Consider the following 19,391-nt stretch of genomic DNA (forward strand, 5'->3'; position numbering starts at 1 on the left):
CCTATGAAACAAACAGAAAAGAAACTCTATGGCGGATGGGAATCCTTAAACGCCGACGAGATCGCTTCCGGCGCCGCGATCCGTTTACGGATCAATCCGATCCCTCCGATTCTCGTGACTTTGATCGTTTTTGCGGTGTTATACGGTTGTTTTCTTGCGGGAGAATTGTCCGCGTCGTATCTGCAAAAGTTCACGGATTTTCTCCTGATTCCCAAGGTGCTGAATCTGCCGATTCTACAGGACGAACGATTGTATCTCGCGGTCGGTTATCTGACCTTCGGTTATATCGGTCTTGCGTTTGTGATCGATTGGGTTCGTTTTATCGGCAGGACCTGTTTCACGTTCGTTTCACTCAAAGGCGAAACCTTGTTTCTCGAAACCGGAGGGCTTTTCGGTAAGAACGTATTTCAGTGGAACCTAAAACAGAACGGAATTCAGCTCGTTCATAAAACTGGATTCTTGCGGAAACTTTTGGGTTTGGAAAGAATCGTCATCGTAACGCCCGATCTTCGCTCGGAGGGAATCGCTTCTGAAAACGGATTGCATTCTCCGTTTTTTTTCCGAGGACCGAATGTCAATCTGATTTACGGTTTGTTTCAATATTAGAATTTTAGAATATTTCTGTTTGTGAAGATCCGTTTTAATTTGAAAGTTTTGAGATTGTGCGGGTTCTAAGATTTTATTTTCGGCCGTTTCGATCTTGTTGCCCGGCTTGGATTTCGTTTTACCGTTTTGTTTTTTTGGAGTTATGTTTTGAATTTCAGATTGCCCCGAATAACTCGCTTGCAGTACGTAGAGAACGTTGCTGCAAGTTTTTTCCGAACGGAAAGTTTGTCGGAACAACTGAAGAATCCGGCTTGACAAAAGAAAATCAGATCGCGGATCGCAAGTGAATTTGTTCAAAAGAGAAAAGATGCCAAACGGCAAACAAACAAAGTCCAAATGAGATCACAGTTTCTTCAAAATAGAATCTTTTTCGGATTTCTGATCCTTTTGATCTTTGCCGTTTTTTTATTCGATCTTCGTTTTCTTTCCAGACATTACGATTGGGACGCGATCGTTTACGCCTATAATATCAATTCGGATCTTACCTGGAGAATTTTCTACAATCCGCATCATCTCGGTTTTGAAAGCACGGGATATTTGTATTTGAAACTTTGGAGAGAAATTTTCGGAAAAGATTCGGTGATGTTCGGTCTTCGTCTCCGCATTCTGGTTTCCGCTCTTTTGTTTTTGTTCTTTTTTATCTGGATGTATCGAAAACTTTATTCGGACACGTTAGGCGCCATTGTGTTGGGTCTGGCGGTACATGTTTCGCAGGGTTTTTGGTTTTACGCCCAACACAACGATACGCCGCTCATTCATTCCTGTTTGACCGCGCTGCTCTATTTGTTTTGCGTTTACTTCGCAAGAAACGGCCATTCCCCCGTTACGCTCGCGGCCCTTTTTTCGATCCAGCTTTTCGGCGTCTACTTCCACCAATCCGATATTCTCTTTTTGCCCTTGGTTCCGATCTCTATCCTATTTTCTCAAACCTGGAAGGGAAAAGAATTCCGGTTTTCTTGGAAGCTTCGGTTTATCTTTGCGTATTGTTTTCTTCTCGTGGGAATTCTTACTCTATCGTATCTCTACGTGGGATTTATTTTATTAAACCGAAATCTCAGCGCGCCCTTGGACAGCGAACGAAACTTTGCGAACTGGCTTTTTTTGTATGCGACAAAGGACAAATGGGGAAATTCTCCGGAAGCAAAAAACTACGTGATGAATTTTTATCGCGGGATCGGAGACGCGTTTTTGAATTTTGAAGGCGTCAAAAACGGCCTTCGGATCAGACCGCAGTCTTGGGAACAAAGAGAAGCCCTTCCCTACAATCTCAATCTTCTGTTTTGGGTTTCGATCGTTTCGTTGTTTTTATTGAACTTGCGAAACGTATGGAAACGATTCCGCATCGAAGTCGTTTTACTTTCGTTTTGGCTCGTTCCTTCGATCGTTTTTTATACTTGGTGGGAAGGTTATTTTTTCGAGTTCTGGGTGGGGACTTCGATCGGTTTGATTTTGCTCGCCGGTCTGACGTTGAAGTCTTTGGAGTGGAGAACGTTTGCATTCGGAACAAGAGCGTTTTATCATTCGCTTCTTTTCGCTTGGTGTTTGCTTTTGTTTCTTGTGAATTTTTCTTTTTCCACGTTTCCTCGTTCCGCGAAAAAATCCGTTAGTTATATCGAAGGAATCGAATTCAAACTGGATGCGATTCTTCCCGAAAAAGTATATCCGCCCCAATCCGAAAAAATAGGGATTTTTGCCACAGATTCCAAATCTCCAAAGCCCTAAATTGAAGTTGTAAGGATATTCTAGTTTGAAAAACTGCTCTTCAGGTCTTTAAAAACAGCCTATAAGTCGAAACATGCTCTTCAACTCGCTTCACTTTTTATTTTTTTTCCCGATCGTACTCATCCTCAATCATTTGCTCAAGGGTAAGATCCAAAGAATCTTTCTTTTGGGTGCGAGCTTTTACTTTTACATGTCTTGGAGAAAAGAATTCATCGTTCTTTTGCTCTATTCGATCGTCATCGACTTTTACGCTTCGTTAAAAATCGAAGCGGCGGCTCCCGGTTCGAAAAAAAGAAAGCTCTGGCTCGTTTTATCTCTCGTTACGAACCTCGGACTTCTCGCATATTTCAAATACACCAACTTCTTGTTAGGCGTCGTGAACGATCTGACTCCGGTTGCAGGTTTTAAATTCGCGTATTATGATATTATTCTTCCGGTGGGAATTTCGTTTTATACGTTTCAATCTTTGAGTTATACGATCGACGTTTACCGCGGTCAGATCGAAGCGAGAAAATCCTTTTTGGATTTCGCATTGTATGTTTCCTTTTTTCCTCAATTGGTCGCGGGTCCGATCGTTCGCGCGCAAACCTTCTTTCGCGACTTGGAAGTTCCCCTTCCGGTCACCAAGGAAGACATTCAAATCGCGTTTTGTCAGATTCTGATCGGTTTTACGAGAAAGATCGTGTTTGCGGACAATCTCGCCAAGGTCGTGGATTCCACCTTTGCGAATTATGCGACTCTGAATCCGATCGAGATTTGGACCGGGGCGCTCGCGTTCGGTTGGCAGATCTACTTCGACTTTGCGGGTTACACCGATATCGCGATCGGCGTCGCCCGTTTGTTCGGTTATAAGTTCGATCCGAACTTCAATTTTCCTATGGTGGCGAGAAACATCACGGATCATTGGTCCCGTTGGCATATTTCCTTTTCTACCTGGATTCGGGATTATATCTTCATTCCTCTCGGCGGTTCTAGGGGAACGAACCTTCTGATCTACAGAAATATTTTCATCACTTGGTTCTTTGCCGGAGTTTGGCACGGGGCGGCGTACCACTATATCGGCTGGGGACTTTGGCAAGGTATTATGATTCTTGCAAATAGGGAATATGCGAAAACGAAACTCGCGGTCTTTCTCAACGAAAAAGGCGGGATCGTATACGATATCTGGGCGCGCGTTTTTACGATGTTTTGCCTAACGTTCGGATTTATCATGTTCCGCGCCGAAACGATGGAAAAGGCGATCCCGATGATGAAGTCTCTTCTATTTATCGGCCCCGACGGTTTTGTCGGAGTCAAGGGATATGGAAACTACATGTACGGGATTCTGCTTCTGGTTTGTTTTGTGGCTTCTTATCTATTCAATAAAAATAATATAGAAAAAGTCGTTCAGAGCCGTTGGAAGTTCGTTTTATTCTTTTTGGCGAACGTATTCATGCTTTTGATTTTCGGAATCACGGAAAGTCAGAGCTTCCTCTACTTTGCGTTTTAGGATTAACTTCTTTTATGAAAGAATATCTTGCATTTATCAAAGATTCTAAGTTCTGGATTCCGGTTCTGATTCTTGTCTTTTTAGAAACAGGAATGCAATTCGGCTGCTATAGACCTTTCTTAAAAAAGAATTCCTACGCTGCCAACGTATCCAGAATCACGAATCACGTTTTAGAAAAACGGAATACGTTCGATCCGGATGTTCTCGTTGTCGGGACATCGGTTGCCTATCAGGGTTTGTCCATTCCGATCTTAAATAAAGAACTTGCTCCTCTTGGAAAAAAGATTCAATCCATCGCGATTCCGGGAACGGAATTGATCGTTCAGGATCTCGCCGTTCTGAAAACCCTTCCGCATTTTAAAAAAGTAAAAACCGTCGTTCACGTATTCGAGATCACAACTCCTTGGGTCGGTCAAAAAATTCTTAACTTGCATACGCTGGCGATGATCTCCGAGTTCGATCGTTCGGAAGTATATCCGAGAATTTATAGTTTCGGCTACGACGTAAATGTGGACGATCTCGCTTATATCACTCTGAAGTCGATCGCTTACAGAAGGGACATTCAAGATCTGATTTTGAGTCCTTCCAAGAGAATCAAGGACATTGGCAAACGTTTCAAACTGGAGAATTCCGATCCTTGGGATTACGAGAATTCTTACAAAGAAAAGATCAGCATGTATCCGATCAAGGACGTGCCCGATTGCGTCGCAAAAACCGATCCTGCAAACGGCCAGCCGATCCCCGAAGGTTCGGATCGTTTTCACAAAAAGGCGATCTTTGATACTTGTATCATCTCGAGCAATCCGTTGTCGAACGCGGTAGAGGACGACGTAACGAGACAATACTTCGATCGGCTTAAGATTCTGCACGACGAGATCCGTAGAATCGGCAGGGAAAACGGACAAGACATTCGGATTATCGGAGTCGTCGCGCCGTACAGTCAATTGATCCAGCAGTGGAGACTTCCGGAACGCAACGAAGTGTGGAAGCGGGAACTTGCAAGAATCCATCCGGAAAACCCTGTGCCTTTGCTCGATTATCAGGATCTTTTGGACGGGCCGGAAAACGGGGATTATTATTACGATCTGATCCATCTGAACTCGATCGGAATGCAGAAACTTACCGACGCGTTTGTAAAAGATCTGAAAGGAATTTTGGAGAAGGATAAGAAATGATTTTTACATCCACTCTCTTTCTTCTTTTCTTTCTCTGTGTTTACGTTTTTTATTGGGCTTACGACGGAAGAAAATACAGAGAATGGGTGATCGTAGTCGCTTCCGTGGTTTTTTACGCGACCTGGAACGTTCCGTTTCTGTTTCATTTATTAGCGATTCTTTATATTAACTATCTTGCAATATCCAGTTTGTTTAAGAAAAAAAATCCCGGAGTTTTAAGGGCCGTCATTCTGCTCGATCTGATCAATTTAGGGGTTTTTAAATACTTCTACTTTTTTACGGATAACTTTTATGCTTGGACCGGTTGGGGATTTTTGGATCAAAAGACCTTCGGGTTTCAGATCATTCTTCCCTTAGCGATCAGCTTTTATACGTTTCAGATCATCGCGTTCGTGGTCGACGTCTACCGCGGAAAGATTACAGAAAACTGCGGTTTTTTCCGATTTACTTTGTTCATTCTATTCTTTCCCCAATTGGTCGCAGGTCCGATCATGAGGCATCAGGATTTTTTTCCGATTCTGGATAAGGTAAGAATCAAACCTTCGTACATCTACGCCGGTTTGTATCTTTTGGGACTGGGGATCGCGAAGAAGATTCTTGTTGCGGATAACATCTCCTCCTTGGTCGATCCGGTGTTTCGCAATCCTTCCGAATACGACGGTTATTCTTTGTTTCTCGCGGTGCAGGGATTCACTTGGCAGGTTTATTGCGACTTTAGCGGTTATACGGACATCGCGCGAGGTTGCGCGTTTCTGATGGGATTCAACATTCCGGTCAACTTTCGTGCGCCGTTTTTCAGTCAGAGCATACAAGACCTTTGGAGAAGGTGGCACGTTACGCTTGCGACTTGGCTTCGGGATTACATCTACATTCCTCTCGGAGGTTCTAGGACTTCCGAGCCTAGAATTTATCTCAATCTCATCACCACATTCACGTTAGGCGGTTTTTGGCACGGCGCGAGTTGGACGTATGTTATTTGGGGTTTTTGGCACGGACTTTGCCTTGTGATCGATCGGTTGATGGATCGTTTGGGAATTCCGAAACTACCCGAAAAGGGATTTCTCTGGTTTGCGATTCGCGCCTCGTTCGTATATTCGATTTTCGTAATCGGTGCGATCTTTTTTCGATCTCAGAGTTTGGCCGATAGCTGGCATATTCTTTGTCACGGCCTTGTTTGGGTTTCGGAACCTGCCAAACAGGTTTTAAAGACGAATCTCGTAGCGCCGTTTTTGATCGGCGGCTTTCTGCTTCATACTCTCGAGTATTTTGAAAAGGCTCCGCGATTCTATTTCAAACATCAGAAAATCGTAATTTCCGTTTTTCTAATTTTGCTGGTTCTGCTGCTTTCCAATTACGCCGGAAAGGGTCAGGACTTCATCTACTTTCAATTTTAAGGAGGAATCATGAACGACCGAAAACAAACCGACTTGATTCCTTTATTCCGCAAAAAACTCCTTTGGGTTCCTCTAACATTTTTTATTTTCGCGTTTTCCTTGGATCGACTTTTGTCTTCCGAATGGATTCGCCCGTACACCGAAGCGGGGGCCGAATATTACTTTTACGAAATGAAAGACCGCGTCCTTACCGCTTTGGTAAAGGAAAAGTCGGCCGCAGCATCGGACCAAAAAACGATGCTCTTTTTCGGAACGTCCCACATGGGAGAATTCTCCCTGGATACGATCCGAAAAAAAAGAAAGGATTTGATCGTTTACAATTTTTCCGCGCCGTCGGCTCCGTTTTCGTATCACAACTACAATCTTGAAAAGATTCTTTCCGCGGGGATTAAACCCGATTACGCGATTTTGGAATTTTATCCCGATTCGATGACGGACTTCTGCAATCGTTATCCGCTGCGTTATTCGTATGATCTTCCGTATTTTTTAAGACACGCGGACGAGTTTTCGACAAACGATTGGGATACGTTTTTGCGATCCAGGGTTTTTAGGACGACGGTGTTCCCTCCCCGTTTTAAGGAAGCGATGCAAAGAATCAAGGACCCAAGTTCCAAGGAAATGATGCTCGCGATTCGGAACGTGCTCATGACGGAATCGGATAAGTTCAACGGAGGGATTCCGAACGTTCTTCTTACGAACACTCCTCCCGAAAAACTCGAAGAGGAATCCGCGAAGTATTACAACGACATCTATCGTTATATTACGATCTCTCCGGTTCAAAAAAACTTTCTCTTTCAATTCTTGAAGACCGCGGAAAAAAACGGAATCAAGGTCGTATTGTGGTCCCCTCTTCTTTACAGCGGACTTGAAACCAGAGTGAAGTCGGCGGAATTTTATCCCGCTTGGGAGGCGATTCGCAGAGAAGTATTAGAATTTAAGAATGTATTCCCTCTGGATATGAACGACTTCCGCGCGCAGGTTACTTGTCAGAAATACATCGATCCGCATCATTTGAGCGGGGGATGTTATCCCGAGCCGACGGAGATTTTGGTGGATCGATTGGATGCACAAAGATGAACGAGTCCGATCTTTCCCTGAATCAGGCGCAGACAATAGTGGACGAATGGATCAAAAACTTCGGGGTTCGATATTTTTCGGAACTCACCAATCTCGCGATCCTAATGGAAGAAGTGGGAGAATTCTCCAGGCTCGTGGCAAGAACGTACGGAGATCAATCCTTTAAAAAGGGGGAAGATCCGAACGGTATCTCGAAAGAAATGGGCGACATTCTCTTCGTTTTAATCTGTCTCGCCAATCAGATGGGAATTTCCCTCGAGGACGCGTTGCGCGCCACTTTGAAAAAGAACACCGAAAGGGACAAGGATCGTCACAAGGAAAATCCCAAACTACAGTCCTGATTATTCCTTTTTGACCGCTAAATGCAATTCTTTTAAATTAGAATTCTTTAAACTGTTTAGAACGAAAACGAATCTTCCGTAACCGACGGCCTCATCCCCGTAGATCCAAACGACTTCGTTTTGAAATTCTCCCTTGGATACGATTCGTTTCCAATCCTCTTCTTCGAGAGTTGCAACGCCGTATTTGAGTTTCCCGTCTTTTAACAAGAATACTTCTTTTTTGGTTCCGTCCGCACCCGACTTCGTTTCCGCCTTCGGAAGAGCGACCGGCAAAGAATGAACTTCCTTTTGAAAGCTCATCGCGACCATCGCAAAGATCAAAAGAATAAAAACCACGTCCAACATGCTCGTCATGTCGAGCGGAGAATCCTCTCCTTCCAGAAGGCTTCTTCGTTTTGCGTTCGGTTTTTTCATTCGCTGTTTCGAATCGAATTCGAGACGCCGTTGTCCACGGCGGATTTGAGTTCGATCTCCGTTTTATGGAGAATGGTTTTGAGATATTGAAACCCTAATACGGAAGGAATTGCGACACAAAGTCCTTCGATCGTCGTGTTGAGCGCAAGTCGGATTCCTTCGGAAAAAATTTCAAGGCTGACGGTTCCCGCGTTTTTCATCTCTTCGAACGCGACAGAAATCCCGATCACGGTTCCGAGAAGACCGAGCATGGTCGCGATCCCCGCTAAGTTGCGGATCCATGCGATCATCGATTCTGGAACGAAAAATTCCCGCGTAAAAAATTCGTCCGGATCTTCGAGGATCAAGTTTAAGTCCGCGTTTTGACGGTCTTTGTTTCCGTCCTGATCGTTGTCTTGTAAACGGAATAAAAGTTTTCGTTTGAGAATGGGAAGAAAGGTTCTAACTCGAATCAATAGTCCGAGATTGATAAAGCTTACGATCAGGATGAGAATCGATACCCATCCTCCTTTTGCAAACAACGTCTCCACGAATAGAACCTCCGAAGATAAGAGCAGATTATCCGTTCACGTTCGTTTGTCATTCTAATCTTGAGCGCGACTGAAATGGGATTCGGGAATCGTTCGTTGAAACGGAGTCCGCGTAAAACAGGGATCCACGATCTATTTCAAGATTCGACCGAATCAATACAATTTACTCAATTATTCACTATGAATAAAAAGTGTCCTTGCCAGAGCGAAACATTTTGAAATCCTTTCAAATAGCCTATGTCCGAATTTCAAATGCCTCAAGTCGATCGGAAGGCCGGTTTTGTTCGGGAGAATTTCAACAAGATCGCCGAAAAATACGATCGGTTCAACGACTGGAACAGCTTTCTTCTCCATCGAGTTTGGAAAAATCGTCTGGTGAACGAGATCGAAAAAAATCTTCCCGGCCACCTTCACGTTATGGATCTCTGTTGCGGAACCGGGGATATCAGCGTTCGATTGGAAAATTCTCCCTCCGTCGATCACGTGACTTGTGTGGATTTTTCGGAGAACATGCTCGAAATCGCAAAGACCCGTTTGCAGAAACAAAGCGAACAAGGCCGCGTTCGTTTCGAAGTCGGTGACGCGACACAGCTCAAGAATTTCAAGAACGCTCGGTTCGATGCGGTTTCGATCGGATTCGGTCTGCGGAACGTGGATCATCTCCCGAAAGCGATCGGTGAAATTCTCCGCGTGTTAAAACCGGGCGGTTTGTTCCTCAACTTAGATGTAGGAAAGGTAAAAAATCCCTTGATTCGATGGGCGGCCGACTTCTACTTCTTCCGAATCGTTCCGATTATGGGTTATATTCTTTGGGGTGGAAAAAACGAGATGTTCGATTATCTGCCTGTTTCTTCCCTTTCTTACCCCGATCAGGAAACTCTCAAATCCATTCTGGAAAAAGCCGGGTTTCAGGAAGTGCGTTACCGCAATTTCGTATTCGGGAACGCGGTCCTTCATATCGCGCGCAAGCCATATTAAAAAGACATAAATTAGCGAAGAATGACTTTTTCGATCGGAAAAGTCATTGGTGAAATCGGAAAAATCCCCTATAATTTCAAACCCGAATAGTATTTAATATGTAGTACTCTTCGTCTTTTATTCTAACTAAAAAAAGGATATAGGGATCATGAAGAAGATTCTGTTTATACTGCTCGCGGTAAGCATTGCAGTCGGTTGTAACGGCAAAAAAAAAGGCGCGCTTTGGCCGTTTTTATCTTTGCTCAATCAGGATACCAGTAGTTCTACTCCTGCAAACGGACAATCGGGCGTCGCCACCGAAACCGCGTCCGCTTCCAACGGTGGAACGGTTGTCATTGTGGACAATACCACGGGAAATAATACGGTAGTTTATCCTACCAACGCGACAAATACTCCACCGTCCCCCGTTTCTTCGGGGAATAGTTCCGACAGCGGTTCTTCCGCATCCGGTGGTTCCTCATCCGGAACCGGCTCATCCTCCGGCGATAGCGATGCGGTAAGCGGTGGAAGTTCCGGCAGCGGAGATTCCTCTGCTTCTTCCGGAAGCGGTTCTACTTCGGGAAGTTCGGGAGATTCCGGTACTTCCACATCAGGCGGTTCTTCTAATTCCGGTGACAACGTCGCTTCCGGCGGATCTTCTTCCAACGACGGAAGTTCTTCTTCCAATTCGGGAAGCGGCTCCAACGGTTCTTCTCAACCGGGAACCGATCCGAATGCGGGCAACGGCTCTTCTTCCGGCGGTTCCTCCGCTCCGGACGTAACCGGTGTGATTACCGTGAACGACCAAGTAGGAACTCCTCCGTTTACATACAACACGGTCCAGACCATTCCTTTGAATCTGATCGTAACCGATAAACAATCCAAGCCAGTATCGGGCGCGACCGTAATCGTTTCCGACAACATGGGAAATATCCTGTTCCAAGGAATTTCCGACAGCGCTGGAAAAGTTTCCGGAACGATCACAGTGGAGACTTCCGTAGGTCAGATCACTCTCGAGATCACTGCAAACGGAGAATCCATTTCCAACATCATCAATCTCATCAACGTCATCGGTATCAACCGAGAGATCAAATACGAAGTTCTTCTTCCGGTTGTAAACGCACCGCCTGCCGATACGGACAAGGACGGAATTCCCGATTCTTTGGACGCGTATCCTCAAGACCCGACTCGCGCTTCCATGATCCGCACGCCTGCGGAAGGTGTGAGTACCGTTGCGTTTGAAGACTTGTATCCGAGTGCGGGAGACGCGGACTTAAACGACTACGTGATCCAAATGCACAACGAAGTAGACTTGAACGCAGCGGGCGACGTGATTCGACTCAGAGGAACGTATCAGCACGTTGCAAGAGGAGCCGGATACAAACACACGTTCTTTATCAAACTCGTCGCAGGCACGGGCGCAAAATTTACCAGAAAAGTGGTGCGTGAAGACGGAAAAGAAGTCACCGCTTCCAGCACGAAAGCAGTATCTGCAGCGGACTTAACGGCCGGACTTCAGATTCACGAAGAATCGAACAAGACCACTTCCAATCCGAACGTGAATCCGGGAGGCGTATTTAAACCGGGTCATATCGCAACGATTGAAATCGAATTCGATTCTCCCGTGAAAAAAACCAAGCTCGGAAACTATCCGTACGATATTTTCATCAAGGTAACAAACACAGGAAAAGAGATCCACTTTCCGGGATTGTATAAGAATGCGGACGGAACGGACAAGTATTTGGATTCCAACCGCTTTCCTTGGGCGATCCTCGTTCCGGGAGTTTGGAAATATCCGTATGAAGGTTTGGACATCCGCAAGGAATCCCAATCCGGTTACAAGGAATTCAACCTTTGGGTGGCTTCCAACGGAACCTCTTACAAAGAGTGGTATAAACATATCACGAACGAAGCGAAGGTATTCCCGGTTCCGGACGATTCCGGTCTGATGGGATTCCTTTTGCTGTCCGTGAAAAGGAACGCGATTTTGGTCGCGGTTCTGCTGATGGCTGCGGGCGCCACAGCGGCGTATCTTTTGAAAAGAAGAACGCTTTCCAGGGCCTGATCGATCAAATGAAAGGGGGCATATTCCGATATTAAAGAGGAGTATGTTCCTTTTCTTAGGATTCGAAGAATTCTTCCTCACCCTTGTAAAATTCGGCACGGCGGTTTCCGCCGCCGGGTTTTATTGGTTTTTCTACCGCAATACCTACTATCATCCGAACCGAGTCAGTTTCGATTTATCCGCGATCTTTTCCGGAGTTCTAACGGTCGGACTTGCGATTTTCCCCGAGTTGTTCATTCAAACTCATTTGGATGAGAATTCCTATTTCGACCGGGCCTTTCAAGGTTCTTCCCTATTGGAAGAAGTTCCGAAGCTCGTCGTGATCCTTTGGTATTTTAAGGGATTGAAATCTTTGTATAATACTTCGGACGGGATTTATTTCGGACTTACGTTAGGCGCTTCTTTCGGGCTTGTGGAGAATCTTCTTTATGCCCCGATCTTAGAGTTCTGGCCTTTGTTCTTACGCGCGGTCACCTCCCTTCCGATCCATACGTTTACCGGGGGAATCTACGGGTACGCGGTGATGCAATACTATCATTCCCGTCCTTCTTCGTTTAATTTTCTGATTTTGTTTTACGCGTTCGCAGGCTGTTTTCTGCTCCACGGAACCTTCAATTACATTCTGCTCATAGACGGAAACTACGTGACCTTGTTACCGTTCATTCTCGCGGCCGGATTTTTGATTTTGGAATATCTTCTTACGGTTTCCCAGAACATGATTCCGATCGAAGTGCTTCAATCCATCGGTTTGTTTCGGGACGATTATACGGTGGTTTCCAAGTTTACCCGATACGATTCCTGGATGCGATCGAGTCAGAGCCAGATTTCGAAAGTTGTTCCGATTCCGTTTTTCCGAAATCTTTCCCGCGGGAAAATCGCGGTTTCGGTTTTTTTAATCGTAGTGCCGGCCGCATTATATTCGATTTATCGAATGTTTCCGGAAAGAATTCCCGTTTTACTCGGAGGAATTCGGACTTCGGAATTCATCGGTTTGTTTTTGATTTATCCGATTTGGCTTTGTGTGTTGACGTTGTTCCGAGGAATTCTCAATCCCAAATTTTTTCGGGAAAGAATACTGCGGATTCCTTTGTTTATCGCCGTATCCATCGTTCAGGAAGAACGGGAATATCATTCCTTGGCGTATTCTCTTTCAGGGAAGGGATTTTATTCGCCGATCGAAAAGACCTTGAAAATCGGAGATCGAGTTTACGTGACGTTCTACGTCGCAGGAAAAGAATTTCCGAATATACTTGCGATTCCGGTTTGGTTGAACGTGCGAGAGGACGATCCCGAGTTCGAACCCGGGGCCGTTTTTATCTTCGTAAAACCGCCTTGGAAATTATTGATCTGGAGATTTTCGGTTCGAGCAAAACAACAACTGCAAAACCTGATTCATCAGATCTCGCATCCGGGATCAGCGCACCCTGTTTAAACCGTCAAAGTCTTCCGCAAAAACTCCGAACTCTTCCGCGCCGGTTCCGAAAAAAGAACCGGAAAGAACTTCCGCTCTCAAATACTTGGCCCGATCCGGAACCGCGAGTCCGACCGCGCTCGCGCTTGAAAACAACGGAAGAGTTTTGGATTGAATCTCGATCCAATCCGGTCCGAGAAACGCCCAACGAACGTAAACCTTGTCTTCTTTGGAAAGTTTTTTGTCCGCGGGAACAAAGGCGCGCAGGTTGATCGGTGCTCGGCTTGCCAAAACCCAGGTTGCTCCGGAGGAAAACTCGTGGTAACGAATTCCGTTTTGAACGAGGTTGGCCCGCTTTGCCATCAACTGATAGGATTTCAATTCCGAATAACGGAACTCGGGACCGCGCAGATTCGGAGCGATTCCGACTAACGCGTAAAAAAGCACGAAAGTTCCCGCAAGGAGCGCGAAAAGGTTAAACCCTCCCCCGATCGCTCTGTGCAATTGCCTCGCCGGTTGATTGGAGGACGTGATGAGCCACAGAACGAAGAATGCGGCGACTCCGCCGGTTCCCGTCCAAGGCATAAACAGGAAAACGATCGGCAAAAGAAGAAGAACGATTTTCCAGTGATTGCGGAGCGCGATTTCCAAACCGACCCAAACGAAGAATACGACGGAAAAAAGAATCCCTCCGTCGTGGAACAAAAAGACGAAAGAGTTCAATCCGAGTTCTCGGATTCCTCCCGCGGGAACCGGGTTTGTGGACCTTGAATCGATCCAGTTCAATGCGAAACTTCCTGCTCCGTTTCCGATCCAAACGGATTGTTTGACCCAGTTCCAAGCGGATCTGGTTTGGATCCAACCTTCTCCCCAATAGAGTTCTAAAAATCGAATCAGACTACCCGCCGGTCCGCGGTAACCCTTGGCCCAAGCCTGATGGAATTCCTGCCAGGGCTCGTAGGCCCACGGAAAGGAACCCATCCAAACGATCAAGACAACGAACGCGATAAAAACGATCACACAAACGGGAACGTAAGACCATTTCCACCATCGGTTCCGGATTTTTGGAAAGTAAGAAATCGAATACGAGTATATGCAAAGAATGGAAAGTAGAATCCAAGAACCGGCGCTGAAGTGTGTTCCTAAAATCGCGTACGGGAGAATCAAACCCAGACTCAAAACGATCTTTGTGGGAATTCTCCAGCCTTTCGAATGAAGATAATGGAAGAAATACGCGATCAAAAGAGGAAACAACCAGCCCAAGGAACCGGTATCGACCAGAAAACCGGCGACCGCGTATTCGCCGTTCCACATCGGAGTAAACGGAATCACGGAATGTTTTGTCAAACCCTGAATTAAGAATAGTAGAATATTCAAAAATACTCCCGCAAAGAGACCTTGTCTCCAATACTTAACGGGAGAATCGCTTTCGTGAGAGGAGGCTTCTTCCGCTAAAAAGTAGAGGATCGCAAGCATCCAGGAACCGATAAAATCCAAGCTGAGTCCGAACGCGTATCTTGAACTGATTCCGGGAAGATAAACCGTATCCAGAATTCCGAAACCCTTGAACGGAGGAGCGTTGAAATAAACGAAAAAGCGCTCTAACAAAAGCAAGCCCAAGAAAAGAAGAATTCCCGTTTTCGGATTCTGATAAAACGGAAGAGCGGATTTATAAGGACGGTTGATGTAAAAAAAACGGAAGATCGGATCTTCTTCGTTTACCGTTTGGGAGTGAAACGTGGAAATATATTGTCTTAGAAAAATTCCGAAGATCGCACCGGTAAACAATCCGCTCAAAGAACTCCAAATCACCGTCGAATCGTAGAGAATTCCGGGTAACACGAGGGCTCCGGCCATCGTGAACATTCTTCCCGGCTTGCGATGATAGAGATTGGGAATGAATCCGAATAAAAATTGGATCATTCCGATCGCGACGACGCCCGCTCCTTCTGTCGCTCTTACAAAAAGAAAACCGCGGAACAAAAGATAAGAGGCAAAGGCGCAAAGAATGAGCCCGAAAAACGTGGGAGTTCGAAGGGGTCTGAGCTTATTGAATAATCCGGGCACGAATAAAGACGATTTTGTAAAAAGATTCAGATTTCAATCGAAAAATGCGTTTGAATCCGTCTTTCGAAAAATTGAACTTCTTCTTATAAGAAGGTGAACAATTCCTTAAGGAAGATAAAATGAGAGGTTGAAACTAAAAGATCGAATCGAAGAACGAACTCAGTCGTCCATCGAATCCATGTCGGATGGGATTTTGTAAGCGCCGGTAAGACTTCCAGCGTTGCTTTTGCGCGAGAATCCCTTTCCTTTCGAAAGCGTTTCCGCATATTCCACGGTGTAGCGAGTCCATGGGATCGCTTTCAGGCGTGCGATCGGAATTTTTTTACCGGTTCCTTCGCAGATTCCGTAGGTGCCGTCTTCGATTTTTTCTAAAGCAACATCAATTTCGCGGATCGTTTCGATTTCCGCTTCGGAAAGAACCGAACTTAAGGTCTCTTCGTTGATTTCCGAGGCGATATCGGCGATATCGCCCATTTCTTTCAGGCCGGACGGTCTGCTGTTGTCTTCCCAATGGGCATACTTTTCCAAGAGAGCGTTTTTTCTCTCGAGGAGGAGCTCTGAAATTTCTTGAAGAGCTTTTTTGTCGTATGCCGGTGCCGGTTTTTTTGCAGTCATCCTGTTACCTGGAAATCTTAGACCTTAGTTTCCTTGTATTCGGTGTGTTTTCTGCAAAATTTGCAGAACTTTTTAGTAACCAATTTTTCAGTTTTGGCTTTCTTGTTCTTAGTAAGAAGGTAGGTACTTCTTCCTTTCGAACAGCCTGGTTCCTGACAAACGAGCTTGATAATTTCTCTCATGGCGCTACTGTCTCGATTTCAATAAATTCCTCATCAGTAGACGGGATAACCCGCACTTTCAGTCCAATTTGTTTGAAAATTTGGAAAGAAAACCCCAAAAACGGCCGTACTGGAGGTTGTATTCTGCTAGAAAATGGGAGAGGGCTGAAAAATCAAGGAGGATTAGGGAAAATTCTCGAAAAAGAAAAGGTTTTTGGAATTTGGGGATATTTGAACGGCAATCGGAATATCGGATTCCATTACTTTGGGCCGCGGCTTTGACGGAAACCGTCCTTGTACGGGGGAGATCGCTTCATTGAAAATCCCCGTGAAAAATGAAATAAAATCTGGCCCAAACTTCGTCCATTTGAGTTATTACTAACTAGAACAGTTCGATTTCCTTTTCCCATTTTACCGTTTCAGAACAGATACAATCTTGGAAATTTTTTTCGTAGTACCGATCATGGCGGCAATCGCCAACGTAAGTTGTTTAATCGAAAACGTACGGAGGGACCATCCCTTTCATAAGTTGATGACCGCGTTTTATCTGGCGATCGGATTTCAAAATTTTAGCACTGCCGCCATGTGCCTTTCTATGAACGAAGAGACGTCCTTGGCTTGGTGGATTTTTCAATGTCATTCCTTCTTTTTACTTTCGCCCATACTTGTCGGGATGGCCAGTTTTTCCACAGGCAGGAAAATTCTAAATGTCTATACTTGGATCGTTTTGATCGCCGCAGTAGTCGTCGATTTTCTTTGTTCTTCGATGCCTCGCTTATTTATCGTCGAGTTTAGAATGTTATCCTTCGGTTTATCGCCGATGATCTCGCCGTTCGGCGCGGCTTTGGGGGCAGGAATTCATCTTCTTTCCCTTAGCGTCTGTATTTATCTTTTTGTTCGACCGGTTCAATGGAACGTATTCTTTGAGCGGAACTTTTTTGTCGGCGTCTTTCTCTTGTGGTGGTTCGCTCTCTTTGCGAATTTTTTTCCCATGCACGGTGTCAACTTGCCTCCGCTCCATCCCGTTGCGGACGCCGCGCTTTCCGTAACTCTTGCCGTTTATTTGAATCGGTACAATGCGGCAGGTTTCGGTTTCTGGCGTATCCTGGCTAACATTCTGATTTCGATCGCGGTGGGAGTCACGATAGGAATGTTGTTTTGGCCTGTCTTGAGGTCTATCGCCTATCGCGAGTTATACGTGACTGCAATTGCGGCTTTTTGCGCCTGTTCCTTTATTTCCTTTCTTTTGTTTCATTCTTTTAGAACGGATTCCATTCTTCCTAGGCAGGAATTCAATTTGGAGGGATTCGGACTTTCCAAACAAGAGATCCGAATTTGCGAATTGCTGGAGGCGGGACACAGCAGAACCTTTATTCAGCTGATCTTGAACGTTTCCAACGGAACGTTGAGAAATCATCTGAAGAACATTTATGCGAAGGTACTGCCCGAATCCAAATCCACCGCTAAAGATCAATTGCAGAGATTGACAATTCTTCTTTCCAAACGGAAGGAAGATCGAATTACGACTTAGTTTTAAAACGAAGCCTTTGCCGAATCGGTATGACAAAAAACGCAGTTCTTTTTCAGAGAGTCCGGTTTTGATTCACGCGCATTCTCGTTGAGTTGTATGATTCGGATCATTGCTTCGTTCATACAGACGGATTTTTTTGCGGAGCCGTCCATTATCGTTTTATACGCGGTCACGACCGCGGTTCCGTTTTCTTTCGCTTTCAAGTCGTCAGCGTTTGCGCTCAATCCGACGAACAAAAGCAAGGCCGCGATTCGATTCGTTTGAAACATTTGATTCTAACCATCTCTTTTTGAATCGATTGTAACTCCCGGAGGAACTTCGTTCAACGCCCAGCTGTCACGGTTTTAAATTTCGGTTCGTTACATTTGTCATGTTTTTTGGTTTATAGGATTTATAACGGAGGATGCGGGTTCTTTTTCGCGTGAGAAAATAATATTCTTTAGGAACGAAAAGAGAATGATCGATACGAAAAACGGAATGGAAGGAGGGAGGTCAATTGCAATCGGAGTAGCGAATACCGTTGTTTTTACTTGTAACTTCGACCGAAATTGTTTTTGTTTTAGACAATTCGTTTAAACTTGGGATCGTATTTTTTTCACAAACCCATCCCGCGGTATTTCCCTGTACATTCAGATTTCCGCATCCTCCCATAAACTCAAGATTTTGCCAGACGAAAACGTTCAAGTTTCGGAAGGGAATGTTTTGGGGACTTCCGTTCGGAACGTGTACGATTCCGATCTTAAAAGAATTCTCCGCTTGAAACCGATATGTCCATTCGAACTCGGGTTCGGAAACGTTCCCGTTCGTATTGACTCCGATCGATTCCGGTATATTGCCGAGGGTTAAGGTGAATTGAACGTGAGTTGCATTGTCCTGTATGTTTCCCGAAATCAAATCCAGATGCCCTATTCCATCCGTTGACACATTTAAAAAGCCGGCTTTGACATCCCCGCTCGAGTCGGAAAAACTCCAAGGATTTGCGTATTCTCTCGGAGGACAAGGCAGGCTTGCAGTCGTCAAAAATAAATAAGGAACGTAGTTTTCGGCGACGGGTTCTTCGATCTTGTTTGAAGAACAACCGAACGAAAAACAGACGAGAAAAAATCGAATTAGTATTTTAGAATACATTAGATGCTCCAAGGACAAATCGGATACCCGGAGCCGGTTTGATAGGAGCAGGTGATTCCTTTTTGGAAGGTCCCGTTTTTTATATTCTGCGTTAGGTTGATCAGTTCCGCACTGAAGTTTAAGTCGTTCATGCAGGTTGCGGTTGTTTGAGGTATCAACGCTAGTTCGGCTTCCAAGCCGTTGAGTTGGGACAGCTCGTTTCCGTTTAACAGACGTGAAAAACTCCCCGAAACAAAAGGACCGGATTCGAGTCCGAGTCCATTGCACGTTTTCTGATTGGTGAATTGAAACTGAGATTCGGTGTTGGCTCCGTCGAATCCGAACGCGTCTTTCCAGAGCATCGAAACCGGCGGTTGAAGGTTGGAATACTTTAAGAATAAGGGCGCAGTTCCCGCCGCGCAATTGGAGAAGTTGATACTGATGAACGTAAGATCGTCCCTTCTATTTTGAAGCGTTGTCTGTGTTTTGATATTATTGAAAAAATCGAGATTGCATCTTTCCTTTTCCAATTCGTAACAGGTCGTGATATTTCTTCCTGCGACTTGCGTATTGACTAGACATGCTTTCACATCCGGAACTTCCGGCTTGGGCACTACATGCAACTGTCTTTCGATCAAGGCGAGTTGGAGGCTGGGATTGGATGCGTTTTCCTGAATACAATGAGATAGGAAAGCCCCGATCATCCCGAGCGTAACGGGCACGAACTTA

19 protein-coding genes are annotated in these 19,391 nt (G+C 45.2%); 11 read left to right on the plus strand and 8 right to left on the minus strand.

What is annotated here, in order from left to right:
- Nucleotides 1–3 precede the first annotated feature (3 nt).
- The 7 genes from LFX25_RS18885 to LFX25_RS18915 all read left to right on the plus strand — a co-directional run bounded on the left by LFX25_RS18885 (nt 4) and on the right by LFX25_RS18915 (nt 7,804).
- A complete protein-coding gene (locus LFX25_RS18885) occupies nt 4–606 on the plus strand; it encodes an LIC20162 family protein (RefSeq protein ID WP_238731808.1) in 603 nt (200 codons plus the stop codon).
- Nucleotides 607–942: 336 nt separating this feature from the next.
- Complete coding sequence (locus LFX25_RS18890; RefSeq protein WP_238731809.1) at nt 943–2,328, plus strand: hypothetical protein; 1,386 nt, start codon at nt 943–945, stop codon at nt 2,326–2,328.
- A 73-nt stretch (nt 2,329–2,401) separates the two neighbouring features.
- Nucleotides 2,402–3,817, plus strand: a complete 1,416-nt coding sequence (locus tag LFX25_RS18895) for an MBOAT family O-acyltransferase (protein ID WP_238731810.1) — start codon at nt 2,402–2,404, stop codon at nt 3,815–3,817.
- Nucleotides 3,818–3,831: 14 nt separating this feature from the next.
- A complete protein-coding gene (locus tag LFX25_RS18900; RefSeq protein ID WP_238731811.1) occupies nt 3,832–4,992 on the plus strand; it encodes an SGNH/GDSL hydrolase family protein in 1,161 nt (386 codons plus the stop codon).
- On the plus strand, nt 4,989–6,386 hold the full coding sequence (locus tag LFX25_RS18905) for an MBOAT family O-acyltransferase (protein WP_238731812.1): 1,398 nt from the start codon (nt 4,989–4,991) through the stop codon (nt 6,384–6,386). The genes LFX25_RS18900 and LFX25_RS18905 overlap by 4 nt, the downstream gene beginning before the upstream one ends.
- Before the next feature lie 9 nt (nt 6,387–6,395).
- Nucleotides 6,396–7,463 (plus strand): DUF1574 domain-containing protein, encoded by a 1,068-nt coding sequence (locus tag LFX25_RS18910; RefSeq protein WP_238731813.1) that lies wholly within the window; start codon nt 6,396–6,398, stop codon nt 7,461–7,463.
- Nucleotides 7,460–7,804 (plus strand): nucleotide pyrophosphohydrolase, encoded by a 345-nt coding sequence (locus LFX25_RS18915; RefSeq protein ID WP_238731814.1) that lies wholly within the window; start codon nt 7,460–7,462, stop codon nt 7,802–7,804. Before LFX25_RS18910 ends, LFX25_RS18915 begins: the two co-directional genes overlap by 4 nt.
- On the opposite strand, the gene LFX25_RS18920 is transcribed toward LFX25_RS18915, so the two are convergent.
- Together LFX25_RS18920 and LFX25_RS18925 are read right to left on the minus strand one after the other, a co-directional pair.
- On the minus strand, nt 7,805–8,218 hold the full coding sequence (locus tag LFX25_RS18920) for an ExbD/TolR family protein (protein ID WP_238731815.1): 414 nt from the start codon (nt 8,216–8,218) through the stop codon (nt 7,805–7,807).
- A complete protein-coding gene (locus LFX25_RS18925) occupies nt 8,215–8,748 on the minus strand; it encodes a MotA/TolQ/ExbB proton channel family protein (RefSeq protein ID WP_238731816.1) in 534 nt (177 codons plus the stop codon). The genes LFX25_RS18920 and LFX25_RS18925 overlap by 4 nt, the downstream gene beginning before the upstream one ends.
- Nucleotides 8,749–8,985: 237 nt before the next feature.
- Here LFX25_RS18925 and LFX25_RS18930 point away from each other — a divergent pair, with 237 nt between their 5' ends.
- The 3 genes from LFX25_RS18930 to LFX25_RS18940 all read left to right on the plus strand — a co-directional run bounded on the left by LFX25_RS18930 (nt 8,986) and on the right by LFX25_RS18940 (nt 13,202).
- Nucleotides 8,986–9,726, plus strand: a complete 741-nt coding sequence (locus tag LFX25_RS18930; protein WP_238731817.1) for a ubiquinone/menaquinone biosynthesis methyltransferase — start codon at nt 8,986–8,988, stop codon at nt 9,724–9,726.
- Between the two features lie 148 nt (nt 9,727–9,874).
- Nucleotides 9,875–11,770, plus strand: coding sequence for an LruC domain-containing protein (locus LFX25_RS18935; protein ID WP_238731818.1), 1,896 nt, complete (start codon nt 9,875–9,877; stop codon nt 11,768–11,770).
- Nucleotides 11,771–11,813: 43 nt separating this feature from the next.
- Nucleotides 11,814–13,202, plus strand: a complete 1,389-nt coding sequence (locus tag LFX25_RS18940) for a PrsW family glutamic-type intramembrane protease (protein WP_238731819.1) — start codon at nt 11,814–11,816, stop codon at nt 13,200–13,202.
- On the opposite strand, the gene LFX25_RS18945 is transcribed toward LFX25_RS18940, so the two are convergent.
- The 3 genes from LFX25_RS18945 to rpmG all read right to left on the minus strand — a co-directional run bounded on the left by LFX25_RS18945 (nt 13,185) and on the right by rpmG (nt 16,045).
- Nucleotides 13,185–15,248, minus strand: coding sequence for a hypothetical protein (locus LFX25_RS18945; protein WP_238731820.1), 2,064 nt, complete (start codon nt 15,246–15,248; stop codon nt 13,185–13,187). The two genes, LFX25_RS18940 and LFX25_RS18945, sit on opposite strands and share 18 nt — an antisense overlap.
- Nucleotides 15,249–15,407: 159 nt before the next feature.
- Nucleotides 15,408–15,863: a TraR/DksA family transcriptional regulator gene (locus LFX25_RS18950; protein ID WP_238731821.1), complete on the minus strand. Its 456-nt coding sequence runs from the start codon at nt 15,861–15,863 to the stop codon at nt 15,408–15,410.
- A 17-nt stretch (nt 15,864–15,880) separates the two neighbouring features.
- Nucleotides 15,881–16,045 carry a 50S ribosomal protein L33 gene (gene rpmG, locus LFX25_RS18955; RefSeq protein WP_002998847.1) on the minus strand — a complete coding sequence of 55 codons (165 nt, stop codon included), beginning with the start codon at nt 16,043–16,045 and terminating at the stop codon, nt 15,881–15,883.
- 415 nt (nt 16,046–16,460) lie between these two features.
- Between rpmG and LFX25_RS18960 the strand changes: the two genes are divergently transcribed.
- On the plus strand, nt 16,461–17,555 hold the full coding sequence (locus tag LFX25_RS18960; protein ID WP_238731822.1) for a helix-turn-helix transcriptional regulator: 1,095 nt from the start codon (nt 16,461–16,463) through the stop codon (nt 17,553–17,555).
- Nucleotides 17,556–17,557: 2 nt separating this feature from the next.
- On the opposite strand, the gene LFX25_RS18965 is transcribed toward LFX25_RS18960, so the two are convergent.
- The 3 genes from LFX25_RS18965 to LFX25_RS18975 form a co-directional block, all read right to left on the minus strand.
- Nucleotides 17,558–17,824, minus strand: a complete 267-nt coding sequence (locus tag LFX25_RS18965) for a hypothetical protein (RefSeq protein WP_238731823.1) — start codon at nt 17,822–17,824, stop codon at nt 17,558–17,560.
- Nucleotides 17,825–18,047: 223 nt separating this feature from the next.
- Entirely contained in the window at nt 18,048–18,683 is a 636-nt protein-coding gene (locus tag LFX25_RS18970; protein ID WP_238731824.1) for a hypothetical protein, read from the minus strand.
- Nucleotides 18,683–19,366 (minus strand): LA_1694 family PerA/PerB upregulated protein, encoded by a 684-nt coding sequence (locus LFX25_RS18975; RefSeq protein WP_238732077.1) that lies wholly within the window; start codon nt 19,364–19,366, stop codon nt 18,683–18,685. The genes LFX25_RS18970 and LFX25_RS18975 overlap by 1 nt, the downstream gene beginning before the upstream one ends.
- Between the last annotated feature and the right edge of the window lie 25 nt (nt 19,367–19,391).

It is taken from the genome of Leptospira sanjuanensis, assembly GCF_022267325.1.
Lineage (GTDB): Bacteria > Spirochaetota > Leptospiria > Leptospirales > Leptospiraceae > Leptospira > Leptospira sanjuanensis.

Coding starts and splice junctions, on each gene's coding strand:
- LFX25_RS18935 (WP_238731818.1), top strand. CDS start 9,875: ATGAAGAAGATTCTGTTTATACTGCTCGCGGTAAGCATTGCAGTCGGT.
- LFX25_RS18975 (WP_238732077.1), bottom strand. CDS start 19,366: ATGATCGGGGCTTTCCTATCTCATTGTATTCAGGAAAACGCATCCAAT.
- LFX25_RS18900 (WP_238731811.1), top strand. CDS start 3,832: ATGAAAGAATATCTTGCATTTATCAAAGATTCTAAGTTCTGGATTCCG.
- LFX25_RS18885 (WP_238731808.1), top strand. CDS start 4: ATGAAACAAACAGAAAAGAAACTCTATGGCGGATGGGAATCCTTAAAC.
- LFX25_RS18970 (WP_238731824.1), bottom strand. CDS start 18,683: ATGTATTCTAAAATACTAATTCGATTTTTTCTCGTCTGTTTTTCGTTC.
- LFX25_RS18895 (WP_238731810.1), top strand. CDS start 2,402: ATGCTCTTCAACTCGCTTCACTTTTTATTTTTTTTCCCGATCGTACTC.
- LFX25_RS18910 (WP_238731813.1), top strand. CDS start 6,396: ATGAACGACCGAAAACAAACCGACTTGATTCCTTTATTCCGCAAAAAA.
- LFX25_RS18890 (WP_238731809.1), top strand. CDS start 943: ATGAGATCACAGTTTCTTCAAAATAGAATCTTTTTCGGATTTCTGATC.
- LFX25_RS18905 (WP_238731812.1), top strand. CDS start 4,989: ATGATTTTTACATCCACTCTCTTTCTTCTTTTCTTTCTCTGTGTTTAC.
- LFX25_RS18930 (WP_238731817.1), top strand. CDS start 8,986: ATGTCCGAATTTCAAATGCCTCAAGTCGATCGGAAGGCCGGTTTTGTT.
- LFX25_RS18965 (WP_238731823.1), bottom strand. CDS start 17,824: ATGTTTCAAACGAATCGAATCGCGGCCTTGCTTTTGTTCGTCGGATTG.
- rpmG (WP_002998847.1), bottom strand. CDS start 16,045: ATGAGAGAAATTATCAAGCTCGTTTGTCAGGAACCAGGCTGTTCGAAA.
- LFX25_RS18920 (WP_238731815.1), bottom strand. CDS start 8,218: ATGAAAAAACCGAACGCAAAACGAAGAAGCCTTCTGGAAGGAGAGGAT.
- LFX25_RS18915 (WP_238731814.1), top strand. CDS start 7,460: ATGAACGAGTCCGATCTTTCCCTGAATCAGGCGCAGACAATAGTGGAC.
- LFX25_RS18950 (WP_238731821.1), bottom strand. CDS start 15,863: ATGACTGCAAAAAAACCGGCACCGGCATACGACAAAAAAGCTCTTCAA.
- LFX25_RS18940 (WP_238731819.1), top strand. CDS start 11,814: ATGTTCCTTTTCTTAGGATTCGAAGAATTCTTCCTCACCCTTGTAAAA.